The sequence below is a fragment of the Bradyrhizobium algeriense genome, assembly GCF_036924595.1.
GTDB lineage: Bacteria > Pseudomonadota > Alphaproteobacteria > Rhizobiales > Xanthobacteraceae > Bradyrhizobium > Bradyrhizobium algeriense.
This window is the reverse complement of the sequence record NZ_JAZHRV010000001.1, coordinates 965,096-989,880: the sequence shown is the minus strand read 5'-3', so window position 1 is coordinate 989,880 and position 24,785 is coordinate 965,096. Positions and strand designations below refer to the sequence as shown.

At 62.0% G+C, this 24,785-nt stretch carries 20 protein-coding genes and 1 pseudogene; 8 read left to right on the top strand and 13 right to left on the bottom strand.

Annotated elements, in window-relative coordinates:
- The first annotated feature begins 135 nt into the window (after positions 1-135).
- Positions 136-1,290: an ATP-grasp domain-containing protein gene (locus V1286_RS04790; RefSeq protein ID WP_334477912.1), complete on the top strand. Its 1,155-nt coding sequence runs from the start codon at positions 136-138 to the stop codon at positions 1,288-1,290.
- On the top strand, positions 1,260-1,469 hold the full coding sequence (locus tag V1286_RS04785) for a hypothetical protein (RefSeq protein ID WP_145963624.1): 210 nt from the start codon (positions 1,260-1,262) through the stop codon (positions 1,467-1,469). Before V1286_RS04790 ends, V1286_RS04785 begins: the two co-directional genes overlap by 31 nt.
- A 354-nt stretch (positions 1,470-1,823) precedes the next feature.
- Here V1286_RS04785 and V1286_RS04780 read toward each other — a convergent pair whose 3' ends face one another.
- The 4 genes and pseudogenes from V1286_RS04780 to V1286_RS04770 form a co-directional block, all read right to left on the bottom strand.
- Positions 1,824-4,910: an ATP-binding protein gene (locus V1286_RS04780; RefSeq protein ID WP_334477911.1), complete on the bottom strand. Its 3,087-nt coding sequence runs from the start codon at positions 4,908-4,910 to the stop codon at positions 1,824-1,826.
- Between the two features lie 141 nt (positions 4,911-5,051).
- A pseudogene (locus V1286_RS38820) lies at positions 5,052-5,192 on the bottom strand (zinc-ribbon domain-containing protein); the annotation flags it as partial.
- Between the two features lie 592 nt (positions 5,193-5,784).
- Positions 5,785-7,062 (bottom strand): extensin-like domain-containing protein, encoded by a 1,278-nt coding sequence (locus tag V1286_RS04775; RefSeq protein WP_334477910.1) that lies wholly within the window; start codon positions 7,060-7,062, stop codon positions 5,785-5,787.
- Between the two features lie 389 nt (positions 7,063-7,451).
- Complete coding sequence (locus V1286_RS04770) at positions 7,452-8,336, bottom strand: DUF2147 domain-containing protein (protein ID WP_334477909.1); 885 nt, start codon at positions 8,334-8,336, stop codon at positions 7,452-7,454.
- A gap of 208 nt (positions 8,337-8,544) precedes the next feature.
- Between V1286_RS04770 and V1286_RS04765 the strand changes: the two genes are divergently transcribed.
- The gene (locus tag V1286_RS04765) at positions 8,545-9,276 is read left to right on the top strand and encodes a DUF2147 domain-containing protein (protein WP_334477908.1); all 732 of its coding nucleotides are present in this window, start codon (positions 8,545-8,547) and stop codon (positions 9,274-9,276) included.
- 82 nt (positions 9,277-9,358) lie between these two features.
- Here V1286_RS04765 and V1286_RS04760 read toward each other — a convergent pair whose 3' ends face one another.
- Both V1286_RS04760 and V1286_RS04755 read right to left on the bottom strand, forming a co-directional pair.
- Positions 9,359-9,808 carry a hypothetical protein gene (locus V1286_RS04760; protein ID WP_334477907.1) on the bottom strand — a complete coding sequence of 150 codons (450 nt, stop codon included), beginning with the start codon at positions 9,806-9,808 and terminating at the stop codon, positions 9,359-9,361.
- A 1,085-nt stretch (positions 9,809-10,893) separates the two neighbouring features.
- Positions 10,894-11,607, bottom strand: a complete 714-nt coding sequence (locus V1286_RS04755; protein ID WP_334477906.1) for a DNA helicase — start codon at positions 11,605-11,607, stop codon at positions 10,894-10,896.
- 404 nt (positions 11,608-12,011) lie between these two features.
- On the opposite strand from V1286_RS04755, the gene V1286_RS04750 reads away from it, so the two are divergent.
- Together V1286_RS04750 and V1286_RS04745 are read left to right on the top strand one after the other, a co-directional pair.
- A complete protein-coding gene (locus tag V1286_RS04750; protein WP_334477905.1) occupies positions 12,012-12,335 on the top strand; it encodes a hypothetical protein in 324 nt (107 codons plus the stop codon).
- A gap of 166 nt (positions 12,336-12,501) precedes the next feature.
- The gene (locus V1286_RS04745; RefSeq protein ID WP_334477904.1) at positions 12,502-14,040 is read left to right on the top strand and encodes a FecR domain-containing protein; all 1,539 of its coding nucleotides are present in this window, start codon (positions 12,502-12,504) and stop codon (positions 14,038-14,040) included.
- Positions 14,041-14,056: 16 nt separating this feature from the next.
- Here V1286_RS04745 and V1286_RS38815 read toward each other — a convergent pair whose 3' ends face one another.
- Together V1286_RS38815 and asd are read right to left on the bottom strand one after the other, a co-directional pair.
- A complete protein-coding gene (locus V1286_RS38815) occupies positions 14,057-14,806 on the bottom strand; it encodes an NUDIX hydrolase (RefSeq protein WP_417021102.1) in 750 nt (249 codons plus the stop codon).
- A 72-nt stretch (positions 14,807-14,878) separates the two neighbouring features.
- Entirely contained in the window at positions 14,879-15,742 is an 864-nt protein-coding gene (gene asd, locus V1286_RS04735) for an archaetidylserine decarboxylase (protein ID WP_334489534.1), read from the bottom strand.
- Positions 15,743-15,776: 34 nt separating this feature from the next.
- Between asd and V1286_RS04730 the strand changes: the two genes are divergently transcribed.
- Positions 15,777-17,441 (top strand): aminotransferase class III-fold pyridoxal phosphate-dependent enzyme, encoded by a 1,665-nt coding sequence (locus tag V1286_RS04730; protein WP_334477902.1) that lies wholly within the window; start codon positions 15,777-15,779, stop codon positions 17,439-17,441.
- A gap of 228 nt (positions 17,442-17,669) precedes the next feature.
- Here the strand turns inward: V1286_RS04730 and V1286_RS04725 are convergent, their stop codons facing one another.
- The 3 genes from V1286_RS04725 to V1286_RS04715 form a co-directional block, all read right to left on the bottom strand.
- The gene (locus V1286_RS04725) at positions 17,670-18,287 is read right to left on the bottom strand and encodes a hypothetical protein (RefSeq protein ID WP_334477901.1); all 618 of its coding nucleotides are present in this window, start codon (positions 18,285-18,287) and stop codon (positions 17,670-17,672) included.
- 122 nt (positions 18,288-18,409) lie between these two features.
- Positions 18,410-19,099 (bottom strand): class I SAM-dependent methyltransferase, encoded by a 690-nt coding sequence (locus V1286_RS04720; RefSeq protein WP_334477899.1) that lies wholly within the window; start codon positions 19,097-19,099, stop codon positions 18,410-18,412.
- A gap of 44 nt (positions 19,100-19,143) precedes the next feature.
- Positions 19,144-20,199: a glycosyltransferase family 4 protein gene (locus V1286_RS04715; protein ID WP_334477898.1), complete on the bottom strand. Its 1,056-nt coding sequence runs from the start codon at positions 20,197-20,199 to the stop codon at positions 19,144-19,146.
- Positions 20,200-20,330: 131 nt separating this feature from the next.
- Here V1286_RS04715 and V1286_RS04710 point away from each other — a divergent pair, with 131 nt between their 5' ends.
- Positions 20,331-21,725, top strand: coding sequence for a TAXI family TRAP transporter solute-binding subunit (locus V1286_RS04710; protein ID WP_334477897.1), 1,395 nt, complete (start codon positions 20,331-20,333; stop codon positions 21,723-21,725).
- A gap of 45 nt (positions 21,726-21,770) precedes the next feature.
- On the opposite strand, the gene V1286_RS04705 is transcribed toward V1286_RS04710, so the two are convergent.
- On the bottom strand, positions 21,771-22,301 hold the full coding sequence (locus tag V1286_RS04705; protein WP_334477896.1) for a hypothetical protein: 531 nt from the start codon (positions 22,299-22,301) through the stop codon (positions 21,771-21,773).
- 725 nt (positions 22,302-23,026) lie between these two features.
- Here V1286_RS04705 and V1286_RS04700 point away from each other — a divergent pair.
- Entirely contained in the window at positions 23,027-23,707 is a 681-nt protein-coding gene (locus V1286_RS04700; protein ID WP_334477895.1) for a L,D-transpeptidase, read from the top strand.
- Positions 23,708-23,929: 222 nt separating this feature from the next.
- Here the strand turns inward: V1286_RS04700 and V1286_RS04695 are convergent, their stop codons facing one another.
- Positions 23,930-24,694 carry a VOC family protein gene (locus tag V1286_RS04695; protein WP_334477893.1) on the bottom strand — a complete coding sequence of 255 codons (765 nt, stop codon included), beginning with the start codon at positions 24,692-24,694 and terminating at the stop codon, positions 23,930-23,932.
- Between the last annotated feature and the right edge of the window lie 91 nt (positions 24,695-24,785).

Here is a 24,785-nt window from a genome sequence, read left to right as displayed (position 1 = left end):
GTGTGACGCCGGCGAAGCGCCGGCGGAAATTGAATGTCTTTTTCATGTCTTATGTTCCATAGTGTCTTCCTGTTCTTATTATCCATAGTGTCTTCCTGTCGGCGACCTCTCGCTGGCAGACGCAGGAGAAGTGAGTTGGCTGCGCGATTGCTTTTTACGAACGCTGGTAACGCTCCGAGCAACAATCTGGCCCGCAGCCTGCGAACGGGTGACGGGCCTGTCTTCATAGTCGGCTGCAATGACGACCAGTTCGCGCTGAAGAAATCCGACGCGGACAGACATTATCTCGTTCCGCCCGCGAACCATCCGGAGTGGGCCGAGACACTGCAATGGATCGCCGAGACCGAATGCCTGGATCTCATTATTCCGACCGTTGATTCCGATGTAGATGACTTGTCGCGCGCGCGTAACCGCCTTGGTGAGTACCTGTTCCTGCCGCGGGCGTCCGTGGTCGACATCTGCCGGGACAAGTATCGTCTCATTGAGCGCCTGCGCAGCAACGGCATCGACGCGCCCGCGAGCTACCCGGTGAAGGATATGAGGCACATCACCGGGATTTTCCGCCAACTTGGCGGGAAGCGACCCCTTTGGTGCCGCGTTCGAAGCGGAGCCGGCGCGCTTGGCGCCCTGCCGGTACGGACGCCCGAGCAAGCGCGCGGCTGGATTCGGTACTGGAAAGAAATGCGCGGCATACCCGTGACTTCGTTTGTACTTTCAGAGTACCTGCCAGGCCGCGATTTCGGCTGTCAAAGCCTTTGGAAGGATGGCGAGTTGGTACTGATCAAGACGTATGAACGGCTTTCCTATCTCGGGATGGGCAGTCAACCGTCGCAAGTCTCTTCGGTGGCAGCCCTTGCAAAAACAGTCGTCGAACCGAAAATCGTCGACACCTGCGTCCGGGCCATCAGGTTGCTCGATGCAAAAGCATCCGGCGTCTTCAGCGTGGATCTCAAGGAGAATACGCGCGGCATTCCCTGCATCACGGAAATCAACGCGGGCCGGTTTTCGTCGGCGACCAATATTTTTGATCTGGTGGGAAAACACAACATGGCGAAAACTTTCGTCCGCCTGGCGCGAGATCTGCCGGTCGACATCGAGGACAGCTACGACGCCGCACCGGATTGGTACATGCTGCGAGACCTCGACGGAGCGCCGCGCATCTTCCACGCGTCCGATTTCTCAGATAACATCATGAACGCTTGGCAAGGGGCAACCTCTCGTCGAGGCCGCTTGAAAGCAACGAAAAGGGGCAAAAACTTATGGCAAACATCAAAATATTCAAACGTTTGAGCAAAGGGCGAACCCAAATTCGGGTAGCGGTCACACCCAAGAGTCCAGAGACACGCGCGCTGCTTCGTAAATTTCAGGCCGGAGTGAAGGATTTTGAGAAAAGCTGGAAAGCGACCAAGGCCTATCAAGACGCCAACAAGGCCAAGAAAAAGAAAGCCGCAAAAAAGAAGGGAAGCTGAGAACGCCGTTGTCGCTACGGTGACGATTGACCGCGACCTCGATACCCATCAGCTAGAGACAATCCAGCTCCAGCTGCGAGCTCTTGCCCTCTCTTGCGGGCTGGAAGTCAGCGGCATCGAGGTCGAAACTTCTAATCGCGGCTAGCCGGCAATTCAGCCCGCAGTTTCCAAAGTCTGCCGCACGATCGTCCGCTACACGATCCGGCAGACCTTTTCTCGGAAGGTTGAGCTAGAGCGGGATGACGTTTCTTCGAAGCGCCATCCCACTCTATCTCTTTGATTTGAGCATGATCTCCGCGCAAACGCGTTCCGCGTCGCGAGGGAAAACCAGTGTCCGCTTTTCCGGATCATGCTCTAGCTGTTGCACGTAGCGTGATCCTCCAGGGAGAATTGCAGACCGAGCTGCCGAAACAGGGCTGCGCCGGCGCTGAAGTGCTGCTCCGCGCTCGCCTGCTTGCCAATACGCCGGTAGCGTTTTCCAAGCCCGAGATAGCACTGCGCCGCCAGCGGTCGCAGATCGAGCTCCTCGGCCCTTCGGAGGGCCTGGAGAAAATTCGTCTCGCTTTCATCGAGGAGAGGCGCGTCCGTCACGCCGAGTTCGGCGATCAATCGCAGCGCGTAAGCTTCGTGGCCGCGCTCACCATGTTTGCGCGCAAGTCCGAGCGCCCGTCGAGCGCATTGCTCGGCGTCAGCCGTGCGGAGCTTCCGAAGGTAAGCTTCACCCAACCGGACCACCGTCATGGCGAGCCCGCTCATGCGGTGCATCGCGCTCGACTCACGTTCCGTTTCCTCAAGGAGGACAATGGCCTCATCGATGCGATCAGCCAGGCGATAAGCGTGTCCAAGCGAGGTGCCGAGCAGCGGCAGCATCAATGGAAGAATCCACGAGCGGCAAAGCTCAAGGCCCTGCTCGAGGACCGTGATGCCCCGCGAAACCTCGCCCCGAAGGGCAAGAACAGTGCCGAGTCCGTAATAGGAGAACGCAAGGCTGTAAACGTGGTTGGCGGCTCGGGCAATTTCCACGGCCTCCTCCGCAACGCGCAGCGCCCGATCAAACTCTCCGAGTTCGACAAGCGAGGAAATCAGATATACGCGCGTGAATACGCCAAGAACGCCGGTTGTGCCCATCGTGTCGGCCGCGAGATCGTCTCGGAGACGCTCAACGCCCGCGCCCAATATTTGTGACGCGCGATGATGGTCCCCTCTTGCAGTCAGAGCTGGCCCCAAATGTCCGGCAGCCACTATATGGAGGCGCAAGTCGTCTAACTCGTCTGCAATAGCCATTGCCTTTTCGCCGGCCTCGATGGCAGGGCCGAGATCCGCCATGAGCCGGTAGTACTGGCACAGGAATGACGAAGCTTGTCCGAGCCGCCGTTTGTCAGCGAGTTGAGCAGCCAGCGCCTGCACCTTCTGCAGGTGCCCCAGGCATTTATCGAGGTGGCCCAGGGGGTGAAGGGCGTTTCGCAGATCGAAGCGAATATCGATAGCAAGTTCGATACTTTCTTTGCTTTCGGGCAGCTTCTCAAGGACGGCGAGCGCCTGTTCGAACCAGCCTCGCCCGTTCTCAAGGGCCGACCGCGAGAGCGCCTTCAGTCCGGCCTGTCGCAGGTATCGAACAGCCTTGTCCGGCAACTCCCCGCGAACCGCATGTTGCGCGAGACGCTCAATGTGCTCGCCGATCCGATCCCGATAGAGAGTCTCGATAGTGTCGACCAGTCGCGCGTGCAGCGCGCGCCGTCGCGTCCGCAGCAGGCCCTCGTATGTCACCTCGTGGGTGATCGCGTGTACGAACGCGTATTCAACGTCCGGAAAAAACCTGGTCTCATGGAGAAAGCCGGCCGCCTGCAACCGATCGAGCGCGCCATCCAGAGCGCCTTCCGTCAGATCGGCCATCGCCCGGAGCACGGCAAACGGAATCTCCCGGCCTATAACGGAAGTGATCTGCAGAAGATTCTTGTCACCGGGAAGAAGGCGATCTATTCGCGCCGCCAAGATGGCCTGGACAGTCGGTGGAACCTGAATGGTCGCGGTCGGACTCATCAGTCGATAACGACTGCGTTCGCCGACGAGATATTGGGTTTCCACCAGAGAGCGGACGGTTTCTTCGATAAAAAAAGGGTTGCCACCCCGCGCGATCAGAAACCGCTTGAGTGGCGCAATGCCGGAATCCTCGCCAAGCAGCGCCTCCAGCAGATAGCCGGTGTCACGCCTGGGCAACGCGCTTAGCCGGATCTGATGGTAGTTCTCCCTGCTCCCCCAGTTGTGCTGGTAGCCCGGGCGGTAACTGACGAGCAGCATGAGGGATGCCGAGCCCATGGCGCTCACCAGGGCATCGAGCAATTCCTGCGTTTCGTTATCCACCCAATGGAGGTCATCGAAGATCAGGAGGACCGGCTGCTTGCGCGCTTCCCGCAGCAACAAAGCCTTTACGGCGTCGATGTTGCGACGCCGACGCTGAGCTGGATCGAGCGCCTGCCAGCCCTGGTCATCAACGGGGATATCGAGCAACGCCAATAGCGCGGGAAGCGTCGCTTCCAGCCTTTCGTCGAGCGCGATGGTTTTCTGGACCACCTTTTGGCGGATCTCATCAAGCTCGTCCCGATCCTGGATTCCAAAGTAGCTCTTGAGAAGCTCGATCACGGGCAAATAGCTGGTCGCTCTTTCGTGCGAGAGCGACGTGCTCTCAAGCACGAGCCAGCCAAGCAGGCCAGGCAGCCGGCTTGTATGCGTGAACTCATAGACAAGCCGTGACTTGCCGATGCCGGCCTCGCCGATGATCGCCGCCAATTGGCCCGACCCCGTATCGGCCAGTTGCTGTACGTGGCGCAGCTTATCGAGTTCTGCCTCGCGGCCGACAAACAAGGTCAGGCCGCGAATCGTTGCGGCCTGCAAACGGGTGCGCGCGGGACCCGCTCCGATGAGCTCATAGACCTCCTCGGGTTCGGCAAGCCCTTTAACCGGCAGCGGACCGAGCGACCGCGCCGTGACGTATTCCTCGGCCAACCGAATGGTTTTCTTTGTCGTCAGGATCGTGCCGGGCTCCGCCATCTGCTCCATGCGAGCGGCCACGTGCACAGCCTCACCAACAACGGTGTATTCCATGTCGAGCTCGCTGCTGATGGCACAGATGACAACTTCGCCCGAGTTGAGCCCAACGCGAATTTTGAGCGGCGTATTGGCGCGGTCCGCCAGTTTGGCCACGGCGTCCTGCATCATCAGGGCGGCGGAACAGGCGCGCACGGCGTGATCCTCATGGGCGAGCGGCGCGCCAAAGATCGCCATGATGCCGTCACCCAGGATCCTGTTGACGGTCCCCTCATAACGGTGGACGGCATCGATCATCTGCTCGAGCACAGGATTGAGGATCGCCTGCGCGCTCTCCGGATCCTGGCCGGATATCAGGGCCAGTGAGCCCGTGATGTCTGCGAACAGCACGCTCACCTGTTTTCGTTCACCCCCAAGCTCGGCGGTGGAGGTGAGAATGTTCGCTGTGAGGGGCTGGGCAGTCTGTGGCTTCAACGCCTCAGAGCGCGCAGACAGGTAGTTTGCGACGCTCTGATTTGCGACGCTCTGGCTCGTTGAATGACCGCAATGTGAACAAAACCTCGCCGTCGGCGCAATTTGAGTGCCGCAGTTCGTGCAAACGCGTGCCAGCACAGAAGCACATTGTTCGCAGAACTTCGCCGCCGGGCCGTTTTCGTGCTGGCAACTCTGGCAAATCATTTAGGTCCCTGAAAAATCGTGACCACGGTACCGTCGAACACCATTGTCAACAAGCTGGTATTTTGGGCCGACCGGCTACGCCGACGGCCCCAGTCGATCCAGAGCCGCCGAGATCTGTCTGACGGCATTAGAGCTTCGCTGACATTGTAACCGTGCCGGGCGCGCATGCGCTGGCTTTGACTGGGACAGAGCCCACTCCCTTAATGCCTCGCACGAACTAATCGGACCGTTGAGCGCCGCCGAGAGGTCTCCTGGACGGTCTACGAGGCGGTCTATTCAATCGGGAGAATTTCAGAACTGGAGACTTGCTCATCCATGAGCCGCTCTTCGCCCAAACCTTGGTCTGCGGGCGTGTCAGCTCTTGCGTCGTTATTCGGGACAAGCCGGACATTTTATCGCAAATCCGAACGTCCCGATTTATGAGCGCACGCTCAAAGCAGGACGGACTAGAGAAGCTAATCCACAATTTTTGGATGATCGTGTGGGCGGAGGGTTGCGGCCACAGCTACCCACCGACAGGCTTTTCGGACGATGGCATTGAGGTCGGCGGATTACGTCTTCTGCTGATCTGTCTCACGAAGCCGCGAACGCCTCAATGATCCTCGAACTCGTCTTCCTCGTTGACCTTGCTGTTGCCCCTGAACCAGCGCGACACCGACTTCTTGGCTCCGACCGATCCGGTCGAGTAGGGATCGCGTGACCCGTAAGGGTTACGCTGCCCGGCGCGCGCGGCGACCTGATCGCCCGACACCGCCGCGGGCTGACAGATGGTGCGGCGGGAGGCACGGCGCATCAGGTCGACGTGGATGTGATCCTCGTGATGGGAATTCGAGCCCGGGGCCAGCACGGTGTTGAACTGCTGACAGGCGGCCCCCTGCACGTCGCGCAGAAAGCCCTGCTCTTCGGGCATGCCGCGCCAGCCGCCCTTGACCGTGATGCGACGGCCGTCGGCGAGCGTGAAGGCCGCGATGTCGAGCGCGTTGCCGAAGGCGTGCTCGGAAATATGCCCGTGCGGATTGCCATTCATGCCGCGGCACGAATAGGCCGAGATCTGCTTGATCTCGACGACGCGCGCGCCGAACCAGCGCATCGCCGCCGGCTGCACGGAATCGGTGAGCCAGCGGTCGAGCGCCGAGACGATCGGGCACGCCAGCGTCGCCGCCGGTTTCATCGAGACCTGCCCGAAGGCGCTGACGGAATTGCCCTGCGCCGGCCCGAGCCGCGGCGCGGCCGGCGTTGCCGGCGATGGCGAATAGGATGGCTGCGGATACGGCGTGGAAGAAGGTGCAGTATAGCGCTCGCGCGGCGGATAGGACGGCGCCGCCATATAGCCGCTGTCGCGCGATGTCGGCGTGCCTTCGGGCGGCAGGTCGACGTCATCCTCCTGCGGGCCGACGCCCGGCGCGGAGAGCGAGATCGGACCGTTCGACGGCGCGGCATAGGTCGGCTGCCGCGGTGCCGGAGCCGGATAGTTACCCGAATGGCTTCCCTGATAGTTTCCTTGATAGTTTCCTTGATAGTTTCCTTGGGGCTGAGCCGCCGCCGGCGCGCGCGTGATCGGCCAGCGCGGCTGGTTGCCGATATTGCCTGGAGGCCGCAGGCTTTCGTCGGCAAAGCCGAAGCTGGTGATGTTTTCGCCGAGCGCCGCCACTTTCAGCGGATATTCCGCGCCGCACACGCCGGGACCGGAGATCGGGTCGATCCGGACCAATTCCGGGCTCTCCTTGACCGCGCCGGACTTCAGGCAAGCGACTTCGGCCTCGGCGCGCCACGGTTCGCGCTCGGCGGACTGAAAAAATCCGCGGCCACAACCCGCTAGCGAGACGAGGACGAAGGAGCCGACGAGATACAAACGAACTCCGCGCGTCATCGCCCGCACGTTCAACTAATTTATTTAAAGACTCTTCAACATGTTGATTTTACGAATTTTTTACCATGTTTCCGGGAGCTGCCGCCTGTGGAGAGCCGATGGAGGGACAGCAACGCTGACTTTTTGGACCGGGAACGCTTTGCTAGCCTAAAGTGTTATGTGCGGGCACGACGTGAACCCAGGGAGCTGTCCCCAATGGATTTCGCAAGTCCTCTCGTGAGCAGACTTAGCGTTGTCACTGCGTATCTTGCACTCGCCTTCGTCGGCGCGATTGTGCTTGGCGTGTTCTAGAATTCTCGTCCAGAGATGGACCTGAACGCCCGGTGACCATGTCATCGGGCGTTTTCGTGAGCTGACTTAGCGTCAAGAGCGAAGAATTGATGAAGGCTCTAAGAGCGCTGCCCGGACAATGTCTGCCATGACGTCACCAGGCTGTCGGCGCGGCGCGTGATGCGGCTCCAATTGTTGCCGGAGCAGTAGAAGCGGCCAAGCGCGCAGGCTTCGACGCGCAGCGTGTTGGTCCCCTTCATCGATATCGTGCCGTAATAGGTCTCGCCAGAACCCTGGCTGTATACGCCCCCGGTCCATTGCCTGTCCGTTTTCGGCTTCATGTTGATCAGGATCGCTTCGCCCTTCTCGTTCGATGAACCGAGCACAAAGCCGCACAGCGCATTGCCGCACTTGGCGATCCGCACCGTTCCCTTGCCTTCGGTCTGCCAATCGCCGATCGGAGAATCAGGAGAATCAGACGGCTCTTCCTCGGCCCGATGCGCGACGCGCTCGACCTGCGGCGCAGGCTGCGCGGTCTCGACCGGTTGCGCGGCCTGCGGGGGCGGCGGCACCGGAATCGAAACCTGTTGAACGGGTGGCGGTGCTGGCGGCGGAGGTGGCGGAGGCGCATCGACGATCTGGCCTCTCGATGCGGCCACCGTGTAAACGGCCGGCGGCGGCACGGCAACGATGGTCTTGGCCGGCGCCGTGATCGCCGGCGGTGCGGGCGGCGAAATCGTCTGCGGCGCAGTTGGCGCGACCGTCTGCGGCGCGGACGGCACCGGCTTCGCCGGTACGGCCGCGTCGCGCTCATCGTCGTAGCGGTCACGCTTGCGGCGCCAGTCGAGGTTTCTGGAGATCGACATCCTGGCACACGAGACCGAACGGCAATGCCTGGAGGATTCGATCTGCACCCGATGGCGGCCGACGTTGAATGAAATCCCGGCGGCATAGGCCGAAGAACTGAGCGTGATCAGCACGGCGAGAAAACAAAATCGTTTCATCGAAGCCTCCCCGCAGGTGACGCGGAAAACTAGCCGCGGGAGCCTTGACTGGATGTGATTTGAATCACCGAGCCGCGCCGTCGCGGTGCTTCCGGCTGTGGCGCTCCCGAGGCGTCTTGTGACGTACATCACAGAACGCCTCCCTCGCGCCGCATAGGGTCCGCGCACATTCACCGCCACGCGCTCACAAGCCGCTCAGGAGCCTGTCATGAAGAAGCTCTACATACTCGCCGCATTGTTGATGGCCACCACCTCGGCGCATGCCGGCGGAATTACGCTCCAGATCAACGGCGAGCGCGTTCGCGTTGAAGCGCCGCGCAACTGCAACGCCATCTCCTGCGTCAAGATCACCGCGCCCGGCTATAACGGCACGCTCGGCAATGTCGATCTCAAGGGCATGGGCTCCAAGCGCAAGGACGACGATGACGCCGTGGCGACCGCGCCGGCGGCACCCGCTCCGGCCCAGGCCGCCGCGCCGCAGCCCCCCGCTCCCGCCGTGACTGCGGTCACGCCCGCGCCCGCTCCAACGACCGTTGCGGCCGCGACACCGGCACGGACCGAAGCTGCACCGCCCGCTCCGCCTCCGCCGCCCGCGCCGATCGCTACCGCGCCCGCGCCCCAGCCGGCCCCGGTGGCCGCAACCGCCGCGACCGATCCAAACTCGCCGATCGGCATCTGGGCGACGGAAGAGAACAAGGGCAACGTGCGCATCGAGGAATGCGGCGCCAATCTGTGCGGCTATTCCGTCAACACCGGCGCAAGGATCCTGATCAACATGAAGCCGCAGGGCAGCAAGTGGACCGGCCGAATTAATGATCCCGACAGCGACCGCAACTACGACTCGACGATCGCGCTGAAGAGCAGCAATACGCTCAAGGTCCAGGGCTGCGCCTTCGGCGGCATGTTCTGCGGCGGCCAGACCTGGAAACGCGTGAGCTGATTACTTTCTCCCCGAGACTTGAGGCCCTGTGGTTCGCCACAGGGCCTTCTTTATGCGCATCGTCAAATTACGCCGGGTACCGTCACTTCGTACGATTAAAAACCACGTCGAACTTTTGCATTACGACAACTTGGTCGTAGACGCCTCTCAGACTGTCGCTCGCGGCATCATATTTGAGTGTGTAAGTGGAGCCGCCGTAACCGGCAGCGCGTAATTCAAAGAATAGCTTGAGCGCGTTTCCGTCGCGGGTAACTTCTGCAGTGTGAAAAGGTAGCGGCCTCGGATTGGCATAACTGGCGTCAAGCTTGCCGTTTTCATCAACCCCACTGATGTTGATTACATATGGGCCTTCGGTTCGCGCCCACCGGCCAACCAGTACGCCAAATGCCGGTACTGCCGAGCCGGTGGGCGCGACCGGCGGTGTCTGCGCCAGTGCACCGCTGCCGAACGCCGCACCCATGCCAGCAAGTGCGATTAGGCCATTTCTAATGGCAGCGTTTCGCTTCTCTTTCGTCGATTTGGTACACTTCATCATTGAGCTCCCAAATGTGATGCAAGAATTTGCGCGGCGATCGCACCGCCTGCGCTGGCGACGGCAAGATCGCCGGGGCGCCGCAAGTTCAGTGCCCTGCCAACGAACTTACTGGTGGAGGCGCCGATCTGAAGGCTCGGCCACGCTCAGCTATCTCCCAACAAGACCGGCGTTTCGGCGTTGCGGCAATAATACGGGTTAGTTTGGGGCCCTTTTCTTTCGGCTCGCGCCCTTCAAAGCACTTGCCGAGGTCGTCACTGATCCATCATTCATTTGAAGACAGGTCAAGAGATCGACATAACTCGCTTCGCCGGCAACCGTCGCCTCTCCCTCACACTGGGCTCTGACAGCCGGGGAATACGAAGACCAAATCGGGTCCAATTGTTGTCGCGCTGAATGCTCATCGCTCATGCACTTGTCGAAACCTTGAGGTAAGGCCAAACCCATCGCTTTATCGGCTTCTACCGATCCTCTGCAGGTAGCTTCGACGTTGAGTTTTGGGATGGCATCGGAAATGGGCGTCAACAATTGAGTACTCGCCAATTGAGTGCTTACCGCAATTGCCATGATTACTGGGTGCATGGGATGTCCTTTCTTTAATGACAGCGGGACGTGCAACTGCGCACGCCCCGCTCGACCCGCCCGCCGCGACTAGCCGCCGCCGGGTTCGACTCGTGGCGGATTCTTCATATCCAGCAACGGTACGGAGGAAATCTCCCTGCGGTACTTGGAATCCATAGCTGTCTTCATGGTTTCTCCTTCCGTCCAGTAGAAAACGTCGGATCGACTAGACCATGCGCGCCGCCACTCTCCTGCTCGTTCTACTTGCTAGCGCGCCGAAGCCGACATGGCTTGTTGAGCGTTTTTCAGTAAGGTCCTTTGACGGATGCTGAGGCGTACGGAAACGGAGTGGCACATTTCCCGGTTGATCTAGATCAAGGCATGTCCGAGTCGGCCCGAATACCGACCTGATTCCAATGCCTGCCCGCTGACGCATGCTTCTCGTGCTCTGTAACTCAGCCGAGGAGCATGGCCATGCAGCTTGCGTCGATACGACTATGGCTTCGCGCTAACGAGTCCGCGGCCTAGCTTGCCGCCCGGAACTGAACCTCGCCGTTGTTCAGAAAACATGTCTTGGTGAAGAGGCTCAGATCCAGCGGATTCGGCAATCTGACATCTTCCAGATCAGGGCATGGTTTCTTCAACGGATCGTATGAGCGATCGATCTGGGAGATAAAGACGAAGATCAGCCCTCGATCGCGAGCGAACGACTGCAGGGTGCGAACCTGAACCATCAATTCCGGATTCTCGCGCTTCTGGTCGAGCAGCTGCAGATAGTCAACGACCACCAGGGTGCCGCGAGGCGCGCCTGCCAACCGCTTGACGATGTAATCCGAACTTATTTCGTCGGAGCTGTCGAATTCAAACAGGCCGGCAAAATCCTCGCGCGCCACGCCGATGGCACGGAAACGATCCAGCATGTCCTTTTCCGTGTACTCCAGCGTGAAGAACACGCCTCGACTGCCGGACTTCATGGCCTGCACGGCGAGTTCAAGGCTCATCAGGGTCTTGCCCTGGCCCGGGCGCGCACCCACCAGCACCAGGTCGCCGGGAGCCAGCCGCGCAAACAGTTTTTCGGTGGGTGCGGTGGCAGTCACCTTGGCTGCGAGCAAACTCCAGCCGCTAAAACCCTCTTGCCTGGCAACGCGGTCGAGCGCCTCGTGCAGCGGGATATTTTCTGCACGGGATAGAAGTTTGGCCTTACGCTTCAAGTGATAAAGGGGCGCAGAAAGCTTCATCGAAGAACCTCCTATTGCGAGCAATGATCACAACCCCTCCTTATGCTTGGTGCTCGAACAGTTGGTTCGATGATCGCAATGGCCCCGCATGAATGATGCTTTCCCGACGGAGGGGGGAGGCATGGGCCGCGCCAGAATCAGATTATAGCCGATCCGTGCCGGACAGACATTGCCAACGTTGGGCGAGGTTGCGGAAAAGTAGTGGAAACGGGCTCGACCGGCAGCCATGCGGGGGGACCGCGCTCCAGCGACGAAACAAATCTCCCTGCGACGAAACACATTTGCGCTTGCGACGACAAATTCCCGAAACCGACGCCGCGTAGTTCCTCCAACGAGGCGCCACTCCGGCGCGAGAGTTCGGACCGCAGCATCCGCTGCCACACCATCCGAAAAAGGGACACTCAATGGCCTTCGCCGCTTCGAGCATGCGCGCCTGCAAGATGCTGATCGCGACCACCATTGCGCTGGCCGCGCTGAGCACGGCTGCCCAGGCCCACACGCCGGAACAGGAGCAGATGTGCACCGGCGATGCGATGCGGCTTTGCTCATCGGAGATCCCCGATGTCGAGCGCGTTACCACCTGCATGGTCCAGAAGCGCGCGCAGCTCAGCGACGGCTGCAAGGCCGTCTTTCAGTACGCACCGCCGGCCGCCGCCACGCCCGTGAACTACGCGCCCGCGGCAAAGCCCTCCAGGCCGCTCAACCTGACGCCGCACAAGCGCGGCTGAGCATTTCCTTATTAAAGTCATAGCGCCATGTCACCGGTATATCCCGGACGTGGCGCTTTCTCGTTTCGGCCTCCCGTGACAACAAACGCGGCGTTCATCCCGCATTCAGGCTAACGGCGCTGAAATCAGAGCCCCGCCTACTGCCTCCCCCGTGAACGGAATCCCGATGTCGCGCCAACTTTCCTACGCGCTTGCGCTGCTGGCCTGCGGCACGACGGTGGGCGCGACGGAAGTTTTCGCAGGCCCGCCCGAGCTGACGCAACTGGCGCAGGCACAGACCGAGCCTTCGCAGCCGGCCGCACCGGCGACGACCGATTCCGCCACGCCTAACGCGACCACAGCGGACGCGCCCGAGGAGCCGGTCGGCAACGTCGCCACCGTGACCGGCAGCGCCAGCGTGATCCGCAACGACAAGACCACGCCGCTCAAGGTCAAGGACGACATCTATCTCAACGACGTGGTGCAGACTGGAGCGAATTCCGCGCTCGGCATCACCTTCATCGACGCCACCACCTTTAATCTCAAGGCGAGCACGAAGATCACCATCGACAATTACGTCTATGAGGACGGCGGCAAGAGCAACGCGGCGATCTTCGACGTCGCCAAGGGCACCGCCGCATTCGTCGCCGCCTCGGTGGCAAAAACCGGCGACATGAAGATCACGACGCCGACGGCAACGCTGGGCATTCGCGGCACCACCGGCCTCGTCGAAGTGCCGGAGGGCGCTGCCGCCAACAATCCGAACAACGTCGCGGTCAAGCTTTATCCCGACGCCGACGGGCGCGTCGGCCGCATCGAGGTCAACGACCGCGCCGGCGCGCGGCTCGGCTTTCTCACGCAAGGCGCGAGCGGCTTCACCATCCGGCCAGGTAGCGGCGGCGTGCGCTTCGCAGCGGTGCCGCTGGCGATTCCGCAAGCGGTGATGCTGCGCGACCAGGGCTTTGTGCGTCAGCTTCACTCGGTGCAGAATGTCGGCCGGCAGGTCGTGTTCCAGCAGCGCGAATTCCGCCGCGCCAATCCCACCTTCGTCAATCCGAACCGGCCGATCCGGCAATTCCAGCCTGGCCAGCAGCGGCAGAATGGCCTGCCTGGACAAGTCAGGCCCGGACAACAACAGCAGCCCGGTCAGTTGAACCGTCCCGGCCAGCCGCGACAGAACGGCCTGCCGGGGCAACCCGGTCAGCCGCCGCTGCCGGCCGTACCGAACCGCCAAGGACAGAACCAGGGACAGAACCAAGGACAGCAGCCTGATCGGCTCAATCGTCCTGGACAGCCGCAACAGCCGGGTCAATTGAACCGGCCCGGTCAGCAGCAACAGCCAGGCGCGCCGAACCGCCAGGGACAACAGCAGCCAGGCTCACCCAATCAACCCAGCACGCCGCCGCGGGCCGGACAACCGTCACGCCCCGGTCTGCCGGCACAGCCCGGAGTGCCGCCGCGTGCGGGACAGCCGTCACGATCCGATCTGCCACCGCAACCCGGCCTGCCACCGCGCGCAGGCCAACCGCAACAGCCCTCAGCGCCTGCGCAATCCGCACCACAGGGGCGGCCGGGATTGCCTAACCGGTACGGCGTGCCCGGACTGCAGCGCGCGCCCGGCGTTCAGGGCGCGCCCGCCATACAGCGCCCGGGACTGCCCGCCGCGCCGAGGCGGCCAGCCACCGCGCCGCAACGAAGCAAGCCGCTGCCAAAGGAATTGCGGTAGTGCGCAGAAGATGGGATCAGGCCGCGCCCCGCAGCCAGTCCCGTACGCGCTGAAGCAGGTTTCTGCCCGGCTGCTCTCGCCTCTGCATCTCGGCCGGTTCGACGGCTACCGGCTCTATCTCTGGCGCAAATGACGGCGTGACGGCCGGCTGCGCTTCCTCGACGGATGCACCCGCGGTCGCATCGATCACGTCAGTCACATCCTCTTGCTGCGCAAGCTGCGGCAAGGGCTGATCGGTTGGGGACGAAGCAGGCGTAGCAGTGACTGCGGGAGGCGCTGTGACGTCGGCTCGCCGCGTCCGGCGCTTTTCCGGCGCCGGTTGTCTGGCCCGTGCTTTCCGGGTGGTCGCGGCATGCGCCGCCGCGGAGAGTGCAATCGGGCCTACATTTTCAAGAAACGCGCGCTCGTAATCGCGGGAGAGCCGGTCGACGGCGTCCGCAAGCGGCAGCCAGTCCACGGCCTTCACGTCACGCATCAGCTCATGAACCGCGCCGCCGCGCGCTTCCATGCGCCAGTAGTGCACGACCTTCGACCCGCCGCTGGTCTCATAGACCAGCGTGCCCAGAAACTCGTGCACGGAAACATCGTGCCCGGTTTCTTCCATCACCTCGCGTTCGGCGGCGGCGCGCGGCGTCTCGCCGTCGTCGAGCTTGCCCTTGGGCAGCACCCATTCATTGCGTTTGCGCAGGCGCACCACGGCGACCAGCGGCGTCTCCGCCGGTCGCAGCACAATGCCTCCCGCCGCCAGCACGGGCGTTCGCGCCATCTCTCTTCCGTTTCCCGATTTCGAATCTCGCGACCATATAGCGGCAAGCGGCCGCAAAATCGAGATCAGGAATTACGGTTTTCGCAGCAGCGGCTCGCCTGCGTGAATGCGCCCGCCTTCCACGACATTGTCGGCGAATTCGAAATGTTCCGGCGTCAGCACGATGATGGTCGAGCCGTGCTCGAACCAGCCGAGTTCGTCGCCCTTGCGCACATTGGCATCGCAGGGAAACACGGTCGGGCCTTTGCTCTGCGCGTTGAGCGTGACGTCGAGGAAATGCAGCCGGATGCTGGCCACTAGAATCGCGGCAACCGGCACCAGCGTCAGCGCTTCGCCCGACGGCAGGCGCATCTCGAGCACCGCGCGCTCGTTCTTGCAGAACAGCCGCTCGACCCGCTTCAGCGCGATCGGATTGACGTTCCAGACGTCGCCATGGATGAACGTCACGCGCTCGATCTTGCCGTCATACGGCGCATGAAAGCGGTGATACATACTCGATGTCAGCCGCAGCGTCAGGAAGCGGCCGTTGCGATGGCTCTCCACCAGCGCGGGATCGCCGAGCAGATCCAACAGCGAATAAGGTGCGCCCTTGATCTGGAACAGTTCGGTATCGGCGATTTTGCCGAAGGCGCCGATGATGCCGTCGGAGGGGCTGACCACGACGGCGGGGTCAGGATTGGCCGGCCGCAGGCCGGGACGGAGTTCGCGCGTAAAACAATCGTGCAGGCTCTTGAACTCGGTCTTCTTGGCTTCCGACAGATCGAGATCTGAAAACAGCCGCCAGCACGCGATCGAGGCATCGCGCACGAACGGGTTCTCGATCTTGCTGAACCAACCCATGAACCGCGTCAGCGCCGCCCGCGGGATGCGGTTGGTCAGGAGGAAATTCAGATCCTCCTGCTGGGTGAAGCGGGCGATCAGGCCCCTTATTGTCATCAATCTGTCAGCAGGATTGGCTAGCGCTTCAGGCATGGATTCGTCCCTTCCGATTCTTTCGCTGTCCGCCGCTGCGGTTGCTGGCGCCGCGGCAGTCTTCCCCAAATTGCAGGCGCGGCTGGCGCTGTCGCGCGCCAAGCACCGTTCGCTGACCGGACATTCCAAAATGTCCAAAATGGTCGCGCGGCTGCTGCCGCATTACGAGTTCGATATCGACGGCTTCTTCTGTTCCGACGGCGCGCCCGGCAACGTCGCCATGCAGCGCCAGGACGCCTTCTTCCGCCTCGCCCGCCTCTATCAGGAGCGCTACGCCAAGGGCCGGCAGATGACGGCGGAGGCGGCTGCGCACATATCCGATCTGCGGTTCACCGAAAGCTACCGGGTGCCGTTCCAGTACAGCCGCCTGGTCCGGGAAAATCTCGGCACCGGCGCCTTCATGCAGTCTTCCGCCGGCGTCACCGTCACCGATGTCGACGGCAATGTGTTCCACGACCTGACCGGCTCCTACGGCGTCAACATCTTTGGCAATGACTTCTACAAGGAGTGCATCACGGAAGCCGAAAAGCGCGCCGGCGCGCTTGGGCCCGTGCTCGGTCCCTATCACCCCGTCATCACCGACAACGTCCGCCGGCTGTGCGAGATTTCCGGACTCGACGAAGTCTCGTTCCACATGTCCGGCACCGAAGCCGTCATGCAGGCGGTGCGGCTGGCGCGCTACCACACCAAGCGCTCGCACCTGGTTCGCTTCGCCGGCGCCTATCACGGCTGGTGGGGCGACGTGCAGCCCGGCGTCGGCAATCCCGTTTCGCCGCACGAGACCTATACGCTGGCCGACATGTCGGAGCGGACGCTGCATGTGCTGCGCACGCGCAAGGACATCGCCTGCGTGCTGGTCAATCCGCTGCAGGCACTGCATCCGAACGCCAACGCGCCCGGCGACTCCGCGCTGGTCGACAGTTCGCGAAAAGGCAATTTCGATCGCGCGGCCTACACCGAATGGCTGAAGAAGCTGCGCGAGGTCTGTAACCAGCGCGGCATCGTGCTGATCTTCGATGAAGTCTTCGTCGGCTTCCGCCTCGCCGCCAAAGGCGCCCAGGAATACTTTGGCGTTCGCGCCGACATGGTGACCTACGGCAAGAGCCTTGCCGGCGGACTTCCGGTCGGCGTCGTCTGCGGCCGCAAGGAGCTGATGCGGCGTTTTCGCGACGACCGCCCCGCCGACGTCTGCTTCGCCCGCGGCACCTTCAATTCGCACCCCTACGTGATGACGGCGATGGACGAATTCCTCAGCCGCCTCGCTAGCCCCAATTTCAACGCCGTCTATCAGGGCCTCGACGAGACCTGGAACGGCCGCGCCGAAGCGCTGAACGCGCGGCTGGCGGCAAACGATCTGCCCGTCCGCGTCAGCAACATCTCCTCGATCTGGATGGTGCAATATACCGAGCCGTCCCGCTACAACTGGATGCTTCAATATTATCTGCGCGCCGAAGGGCTGGCGCTGAGCTGGGTCGGCACCGGCCGGCTGATCTTCAGCCTCAACTACACGGACGCGGATTTCACTGAAGTCGCCGACCGCTTTGTCGCGGCCGCCGAAAAGATGAAGCGCGACGGCTGGTGGTGGCATGATGCTTCCCTCACCAACAAGAGTATCAAGCGGCAGATTTTGAAAGAGCTGCTCGCCAAGAGGTTCGGGCGCTAAGGGCGCACTTTCGATAACCATCACGGTCGTACTGCCCGCTTCGTCATTGCCCGCGACAAACGCGAAGCGTTTGCGCAAAGGAGCGAAGCTACGAAGCAGTCCATCTATTCCCGCGCGGAGAGGTGGGTTGCTCCGCTTCGCTCGCAATGACGGCTTCACAACTGGTGCCCAAAAACGTGGATGCCCGGCACAAGGCCGGGCATGTCGGCTTCTTCGCTTGCCCAACACTCACGCGTGCTTGACGTGCTTCTCTAAGCCCGGATCAATCAGTTCGCCCTTCATCAGCGCCAGCGGCGCCTTGTAGTACAGCTTGAGGTCGCTGAAGGGGTCGGTGAGGATCTTCGTCATCCAGACCAGACCGGTCTCGACGTCGCGGATGAAGAACAGGTGCACGGTGCGGAACAGCAGCCCGCCGATGCCGACCGCGAGCCAGATCTTCGCCACCTGGCGCATGAAGTCCGCCGTCGAGGTCCAGGGCGTGAACAGGCCGAACAGCGTCGGATCGAGATACAGCACCAGCGGCGACAGCGCCCAGATCGCCATCAGCACGACCTTGCGCTGCAAATTGTAACCGACCTTGATCTCTTCCTTGTGCTCGTGGGTCGCGTGGTTGACGTGGTCGTAACCGCGCGGCTCGAAGAAGAAGTGACCGGCCTGCCGCGTCGTCATCGAGACCAGCCAGCCGACCAGAGCCGACACCACGGGATCGAAGAACAGCATCGCATAGGCGAACAGGAAGCTCGCGGCGCTGACGAAGTGCAGCGATTGGTTGATGCGGCTGTGGTGATAGTAGCGATGGTCGTCCCAGCGCTGGGTTCGCAGTTCCTGCAGGAAGTTCTTGATCATTCTCTACCCCCAAATGCTTTCGGGTTTGTGTCTACTGAGATTCGATGTCCGGCATGTGACATCATCATGTTGACATGTGACGGCTTGCAGCGACGCGATGACGCAACAGCAGCCGCTACGTGTCAGGCTGCCGCAGCGACGTCGACTTTGCGAAAACGCACCAGGGAGAAATGGCCGAGCGGCGGCACCAGGCGGCGCTCCGCCAGTTCGATGCCGCCCGCGCCGGCCAGCCATTGCGCATAGCGCGACCAGGCGAATTCAGCCGTGCGGAAACCGAGCGGACGCACCACCGGCTGCAGCCGCTGCTCGATGAAGCGGCGCATGCCGGCGTCGGCGCTGACGCGGGTCAGGATGATGAGTTCGCCGCCCGGCCGCAGCACGCGAGCGAATTCGTCGAGCGCCTTTTCCGGGTTCGGTACCGCGGTGACGACATACTGCGCCATCACCACGTCGAACGAATCGTCGGGGAATTCGAGGTTTTCGGCGTCCATCACCGCAAGCCCCTCGACGTTCTTCAGGCCGAACTCGTCGACGCGCTTCTTCGCCTTCTGCAGCATCGCCTCCGAAATGTCGGTGCCGAAGATGCGCAGATGCGGCGCGTATAGCGGCAGCGAAATGCCGGTACCGACGCCGACCTCGAGCACGCGGCCACCGATGTTGTTGGTCGCCTGGATCGCCGCCTTGCGGCCCTTGCTGAACACGCCGCCGAACACGAGGTCGTAAACCGGCGCCCAGCGATCATAGGCCTGCTCGACCGTTTCGCGGTCAAAATCGAGCTGCCTCGTACCGTCAAGCTTGATGATGTCTGCCATGGTGGTCCTGCCTTCTCGTCTCACTCGTATGACTGGTTTGATATTCAACCCTGCACGGCGCTCGCGGCGGGCGCCCGGCGCACCGGCCGCAGCGCGCGGCTTGGCTGCAGCGCCGTCAAATTGCCGATGAACTGCCGCGCGCTGTTTTCCCAGGAACGCGAAAGCGCAAAATTCCGGCAGGCCTCGCGCGACATCGTCAGCGCGCGCAGGCACGCGCTGCGCAGATCGGTGTCGATCGCGCCGATCGGATGATCGGCGATGACGTCCTTCGGGCCGGTGACCGGAAACGCCGCGACCGGCGTCCCGCAGGCCAATGCCTCGAGCTGTACGACGCCGAACGTATCGGTGAGGCTCGGAAACACGAAGACGTCGGCAGCCGCAAGAAGCGCGGTCAGGTCCGCGCCCTTCTTCTCGCCGAGGAAGATCGCGCCAGGGTATTGCTTTGCGAGTTGTGCCTTCTGCGGCCCGTCGCCGACGACCACTTTCGAGCCCGGCAGGTCGAGCGACAGAAACGCTTCGAGATTCTTTTCCACCGCGACGCGGCCCATCGTCATGAAGATCGGCCGCGGCAGATCGAGCGCCGCCGGCGCATGCGGGTTGAACAGTTCGGTGTCGACGCCGCGCGTCCAGAAGCCGAGCTTGCGGAACCCCCGCGCGGAAAGTTCCTGGCGCAGCGAATCGGTCGCGACCATGGTCGTGGCAGACGCGGCATGAAAGTGCCGCATCACCGCATAGCCGACGCCGAGCGGGAGCCCAGTGCGGACGGCGACATATTCGGGAAAGCGCGTCGTATAGGACGTGGTAAACGCAAGCTTGCGGCGGCGGCAATAGGCGCGCGCCGCCCAGCCGATTGGTCCTTCAGTCGCGATGTGGATGGCGTCCGGCACGGCTTCCTCGATCCGGCGCGCGATCTCGCGGCGGTTCGGCAGCGCGATGCGCAAGCCGGGATAGGTCGGCAGGGGCATCGACGGAAACCCGTCAGGCGTGAGAAAGCTGATGTCGGCGCCAAGCGCTGAGGCGCTGCGCTTAAGCGACGTCAGTGTGCGCACGACGCCGTTCACCTGCGGATGCCACGCGTCGGTCGCGATCAGTATCTTCATGTCCCGGACCCGAGATTAATGATTCTCAAATCCGACGTTGGGACATGGATATTTCAAGCGTATGACGTCATCGTTCTGTAAGGTTGTTTTTTAAACCCAACTCCACGCTTTTCATGTAACGTGACAGAATGATGTCAGACCCGAACGACAATCCAGCACGATCCCGCCGCCGGCGACAGCGGCGGAGCTACGCGCTTCTGATCCTTGCCGCCGGCATGCTCGCCTTCGGCGTTGCCGCCGGCGCGCTGTATTACGTGCTGCGGCCGACGACGCTGCGGATCGCGGTGGGACCTGCCGGCAGCGAGGACCAGAAACTGGTCCAGCTGATGGCGCAGACGTTCGCGCGCGAGGGCAGCTCGGTGCGGCTGTCGCTGGTCACGACAGAAGGGGCGGCGGAAAGCATCGCGTTGTTCACCGCCGGCAAGGCCGATCTCGCGGTCGCCCGCGGCGACCTCAACCTGCCGGAGAACGCCGAGTCGGTCGCCATCCTGCGCAAGAATGTCGTCGTGCTGTGGGCGCCTTCAGGTCTTCCCGCCAAAGGCTCGAAGAAGCAGCCGACGCCCAAGATCAAGAGTCTCGATGAACTCGCCGGCCACCGCGTCGGCGTGATCGGGCGGACGCAGGCCAATGTCACGCTGCTGCGTAATGTCCTGAAAGAGTCCGGCATCAATCCCGACAAGGTCACGATCAGCCAGTTCGCCACTGACAAGATCGGCGAAATGGCGCGCGACCAGACGATCGACGCGTTCATGGCCGTCGGCCCACTCAAGAGCAAGATCACGGTCGACGCCATCGCGTTGACGGCTGCGGCCCGCGGCGAGCCGAAGTTCCTGCCGATCGACGTCGCCGATGCCATCGCGAAGAAGAACCCGATCTACGAATCCGAGGAAATTCCCGCCAGCATCTTCGGCTCATCGCCGCAGCGGCCGGAAGACAAGGTCGATACGGTTGCCGTCAACCATCTGATCATCGCGCCGAAGTCGTTGTCGGACACGGCGGTCGCCGCCTTCGCCCGCCAGCTCTTCACCAACCGCCAGCAGCTCGCGCGTGAATTGCCGACCGCCTCGCAGATCGAAAAGCCTGATACCGACAAGGATGCCGCGTTGCCGGCGCATGCGGGAGCGGCCGCCTATATCGACGGCAACGAGCGAACGTTCCTCGAAAAATACACCGACTACATCTGGTTTGTGGTCCTGGCGCTTTCGGGCCTGGGGTCGGCCGGCGCCTGGCTGAGGCATTACTGGAACAGGGACGAGCGCGAGCAGTACATCGCCCATCGCGATCATTTGCTCGAGCTGATTTCCAGAGTGAGGAAGGCCGAAACGCCGGAGGAACTGGCCGAAATGCAAACCGCGGCCGACGGCATGTTGCGCGAGACGCTGGATTGCTATGACGACGGCACCGTCGAGGAAAGCGATCTGTCGGTGATCGCGCTGACGCTCGAGCAATTCCACCATGCGGTCACCGACCGCCGGGTCGTGCTCGGCGCCGGCGCTGCCGGGACACCGCGAATGCGCGCCGGCTAAAGCCTGATTGGCTCCAGCCGGCTTTTCCTTCGATCAGGTAGATTGTCAGCGTGGTAGCAACGCCGCTCCCGGTGGCCGCTCCCGTCGGCCGGGATTGCCTAAGGCAGAACCCTCGATGCGCCGCGTCGTAGCAGCTTGCGTGCCCCCGTAGCAGGCAGGATACATCGCTGCGAGCTGCCTGCCTCGCAGAAAGATCGTGCGCGCAGACAAGCCGCCGCGACTGGCGATCCAGCGCTGGACCTGCGATGGATACATTGAAAAGAGCTCTCTGGTTGCTTCCGGGTTCGGAATAACCCGTCCGCGCCTTCCGAGATCCCAGGCGGCGTGGAAGGCGAACTCGGCATTCGGAGTTACACAGATCTTGTTGTAGGGGATCGTGCCGAGGACAATTGTGCAGGCGGAGGCGCAAAGGCCATCGATGACGATCGCGTGTCCTGACGCTCGCAATTTTTCATATCGATCTACGTAGCGGCCGATCTGACCGCCCCGGTCATCAGTAATTCGAACCAGCGCATGGCTTGCTTCCGCTCGCGCAAGCAAGAGCATTGCCGCGAGCACCGCAGTCAGACATTTCATGCCTCCTTCCCTCCACACTGGTGGTGAGTACTCCGTCGACCGGACCAGCAGCATCAGATCGACGAACCGTTATCCGTGACGTGGAAGAGCATAAGGCCACTGTCTCTTTATGGACATTGACTCAAATCAAGGAAGCGCCTTGGTCAGCACCCATGAATTTGACAGGTTCCCGCTCTGCATGTTCTGGGATCGAGAGGATCGCCATGGCTAAAACAACCAAACTCTCCGTCTAGAAGGCTCTGAAAAAATCCGCTCCGCCGATCCGGAGTCAAAAGACGAGCGGCGCAACGCGGAGATGGAAGCGCTCGAAGAGGACATCAAACGCATGAGAGCGCAAAGACTTCGCCTCGAGCGGCGACAACGGCAGAACAGGAGCTAGCGCGCTGGTCAATGCGCCGTTGGTCAAGCGAAGAAAGCCTGGGCAAGGGCTATGCCTGCCGGAGACAGGCAGTCGATCGATTCGCGGGCGAATGAGAGTTCTTTCTCCGCGGAAAAACCCCTCACCCATCTCGCCGCTGCTTTGAGGCACCGATCCCCAAAAGCCGGCTGCGCTGGGCTCAAGAAGAGGGCCGCGGCCGTCAACGAAACCTTAATGAAACAATTCCCTAACGCGACGAAACCATTTTGGCGATTTTGTGCAAATGTCCTGAAACGGTTCACCTGTACACGTTTCCCCAACGACGCGCCGAAAACGGCGCGACTGGGCGTAGAACAGGGGACGACCAATGTTTAATTCATTTGGCCTCAATACCCGCTTTGCTGCCGCCATTTTTGGCGCGCTGGCGATCGGCGCGACCGGATTTTCCGCACCCGCCGCCGCGGCTCCGCTGCCGCTGTTTCCGTTTTTCCTGCCGCAGATCGAAGCGGCCCCGCCGGTGCAGGCTGCGCCCCGGGACGAAGAAGACCGCTCGATCGAACTGCCGGCGCGCCTGCGTCGCCAGGTCGTGAGCTACCCGACCCGCGAGGCGCCGGGCACTGTTATCATCGATACCCCGAACACCTATCTCTACCTCGTGCTCGGTAACGGCCAGGCGATGCGCTATGGCATCGGCATCGGCCGCGACGGGTTCACCTGGTCCGGCACGCAAACGATCAGCCGCAAGGCCGAGTGGCCGGCCTGGACCCCGCCCCCGCAAATGATCGCCCGCCAGCCCTATCTGCCGCGCCACATGGCCGGCGGCCCCGGCAACCCGCTCGGCGCCCGCGCGATGTATCTCGGCGGCACCATCTACCGCATCCACGGCACTAACGCGCCGGAGACGATCGGTACCCGTGTTTCCTCAGGCTGCCTCCGCCTCACCAACGAAGACGTCAGCGATCTCTATTCGCGGGTCAGCGTCGGAACCAAGGTGATCGTGCTGCCGATGACGGATCGCCGCGCCGATCTCGGCGGCACCATCCGGTAAGCCGACAAGGTTTCGAACGCGGAACGCGGCCCCGGCATTCGCCGGGGCCGTTTTTGCAATCGGCCATGGTATCGGGGGTAGGAATTGACTTTGCTGAGCCAATATTGATCTGACAATGGCGGACGTTCTCGTCGATGGTCAACGCGACGATTGTCTGCGCGTTCCACAGGCTTCTGACAAGGCGGTGGGATTGTGAGCCGGGAAAACAACCCATCGTTTGCTTCATGCAATCGTGGCGACCTCGATCTCGCCGACGCTCCCCATTCTGGGGTCACGCGTGGCGCCCCAGCTGTCGATCGATTCGGGTGCGGCGGGAAGCACGCGCGGCTCGCGCGCGTGGATTTCGAGGAACTCCTCCATACCGAAGCTGTATTCAAGCGTAATCCCATCCGGGTCGAGGAAATAAAGGAAGACGCTGCCAGATGTCGGGTGCCTTCCCGGCCCGTGGACGATCGCAGCGCCCTGTGCCCGGAGCCGGTGCAAAGCGCGGCCGATGTCATCAATTTCCGTGACCATGAAGTTGACGTGATGGAGCATTGGATGCCCACTACATACCACCCCGATGCCGTGATGAAACGGATTGGGATACGGACGCATGAACGTCACCGTTTCACCAATACTGTCGGAAACGCGGAAGTTCAGCACGTCACGGAAGAAGACAACCGCTTCGCTGCTGCGCTGCGTGCCGAGAACGATGTGGCCGAGCCGCTGAATCCTGGTGTGGGTCGGTTGGAAGGTCCGATCGGACGCATCATCGGCGGGGATATAGAACTCGAGGGTGGCCTGCGTGTTCGGTTCGGTGATGCGCGTGGCTCGCGCGATTTGCCGCAATTTGCACTCCGATGCCGAGAGTTCCTTATAAGCCGTCCCGTGCTCACGAAGCTGAACGTGAAGGGCCTCGAATTGCGAAGCATCTTCGAGCATCAATCCGACGCACTTGAGCCCTGCTGGGGCCTTCTCATGAAGAACGACGGAATAAGCGTCCATGTCACAGCGCAAGAGAACGGAGCCATCCTGTCGCTGCCGCACATGCTGAAGCCCTGCAACATCCCTGTAGAAAGTTGCCGACCGCGCGATG